Source organism: Dermacoccus sp. UBA1591 (assembly GCF_002322065.1).
GTDB lineage: Bacteria > Actinomycetota > Actinomycetes > Actinomycetales > Dermatophilaceae > Dermacoccus > Dermacoccus nishinomiyaensis.
This window is the reverse complement of record NZ_DCNR01000110.1, coordinates 129,646-131,721: the sequence shown is the minus strand read 5'-3', so window position 1 is coordinate 131,721 and position 2,076 is coordinate 129,646. Positions and strand designations below refer to the sequence as shown.

Genomic DNA, 2,076 nt, shown 5'->3' with positions numbered 1-2,076 from the left:
CTCGGATGCCCGCTTCGTTGTCTCCGTCGCGCGCCTCCGACTTCATGCAGTGCCCCCTGCTCTATCGCTTCCGCGCCATCGACAAGCTGCCGGAGTCGCCGAGTGCGGCGGCGACGCGGGGGACGCTCGTCCATTCGGTGCTCGAGCGCATCTTCGACGTCGACGCCCCGAAACGCACGCTCGAGCGGGCGCTCGACCTCGTCCCCCATGCCTGGGAGGACATGCTCACCGACGAACCGGAGCTGGCCGAACTCGCGGGCAGCACACCGCACGATCTCGCGACGTGGCTGCGTGATGCGGAGAAGCTCGTCGAGAAGTGGTTCGCGATGGAGAACCCGCAGTTCCTCGAACCCGCCGAGCGCGAGCTCTACGTCGAGGCCGACCTCGACGGGCTCACGCTGCGCGGGTACATCGACCGCCTCGACGTCGCTCCCGGCGGGCAGATCCGCGTCGTCGACTACAAGACGGGACGGGCGCCGTCGGAGCTCTTCGAGAACAAGGCGTTGTTCCAGATGAAGTTCTACGCGCTCGTCATCTGGCGCACGCGGGGCGTCATGCCGCTCATGCTGCAACTCGTCTACCTGGGCAACAGTCAGTTCTTGCGTTATCAACCCGACGAGGCCGACTTGCTCGCGCTCGAACGCAAGCTCAAGGCGCTGTGGCGCGCGATCGAGGTCTGTGCTCGGACGGGTGACTGGCGGCCCAGGAAGTCGCGCTTGTGCTCGTGGTGCGATCACAAGGCGCTGTGCCCGGAATGGGGCGGCACTCCCCCGCCGCTGCCCGAGCACGCGGCGCGTCTCGCGCTCGATCCCCGCACCACCGGCGACCTCGGAGACGTCGATGGCGACTGAAGGATGACCGTTCGGGCCGGTCGTCGCAGCGGCAGCCACCGTCCGAGTGACGCGTTGCGGGCATCTATCGCCTCCTGCACTGCGCCCGCCCCCGCGGCGAGGCTGACGACAACCGCTCATTCACCAACGTCCATTGAATGTGGACGAAAATCGCAGATGGGTACGGGAATCGCAGTCGGGCCGCGCAGGACCAGGGTCACCGCGCGCGCAGCTGGAATAACCGGACGCGCCGTCCCGTTCCGCAAGTAGTTGCATTTTCAACTACATGAATGCATGGACCAAGGGAGGCCCTCATGCAGTTCGGCATCTTCACCGTCGGTGACGTCACGACGAACCCGACGACAGGGCGCACCGTCAGCGAGCACGAGCGCATCGCGAACACCGTCGAGATGGCGAAGCTCGCCGACGAGGTGGGCCTCGACGTCTTCGCCACCGGCCAGCACCACAACCCGCCGTTCGTCGCACCGGCCAACCCGGCCGTGCTGATGGCGAACCTCGCGGTGGTGACGAAGAACATCATCCTCTCGACGTCGACGACGCTCATCACGACGACGGACCCGGTGCGCATCGCCGAGGACTACGCCTACGCGCAGCATCTCGCCGGCGGCCGCGTCGACCTCATGCTGGGGCGCGGCAACACCGGCCCGGTCTACCCGTGGTTCGGCAAGGACATCCGCGACGGCATTCCGCTCGCCATCGAGAACTACGCGCTGCTGCGCCGCCTGTGGAACGAAGAGAACGTGACGTGGGAGGGCAAGTTCCGCACACCGCTGCAGGGTTTCACCTCGACGCCGCGCCCGCTCGACGACATCGCGCCGTTCGTCTGGCACGGCTCGATCCGCAGCCCCGAGATCGCGGAGCAGGCCGCCTACTACGGTGACGGTTTCTTCCACAACCACATCTTCTGGCCGCCGCAGCACGCTGCGCAGATGGTGCAGTTCTACCGGGAACGCTTCGAGCACTACGGTCACGGCCGGGCGCAGGACGCGATCGTCGGCCTCGGTGGGCAGGTGTTCATGGCCGAGTCGAAGGCGAAGGCGATGGAGACGTTCCGCCCCTACTTCGATCACGCGCCGGTCTACGGCGGGGCGGGTTCGTTGGAGGACTACACGCGTCAGACGCCGCTGACGGTCGGCACGCCGGACGAGGTCGTCGAGGCCACGCTCGGCTTCCGCGACTACGTCGGTGACTACCAGCGTCAGCTGTTCCTCATCGACCACGCCGG

Annotated in this window: 2 protein-coding genes; both read left to right on the top strand. The window is 67.0% G+C overall.

Translation table 11 applies throughout. The features are described 5' to 3' along the window. Nucleotides 1–5: 5 nt before the first annotated feature. Nucleotides 6–851, top strand: a complete 846-nt coding sequence (locus B2284_RS12710) for a RecB family exonuclease (RefSeq protein WP_286697599.1) — start codon at nucleotides 6–8, stop codon at nucleotides 849–851. 293 nt (nucleotides 852–1,144) lie between these two features. Continuing rightward, nucleotides 1,145–2,076, top strand: a 932-nt coding sequence (locus tag B2284_RS12705) for a CE1758 family FMN-dependent luciferase-like monooxygenase (RefSeq protein WP_286697598.1), incomplete at its 3' end; no start/stop codon positions are given.

Coding starts and splice junctions, on each gene's coding strand:
- B2284_RS12710 (WP_286697599.1), top strand. CDS start 6: ATGCCCGCTTCGTTGTCTCCGTCGCGCGCCTCCGACTTCATGCAGTGC.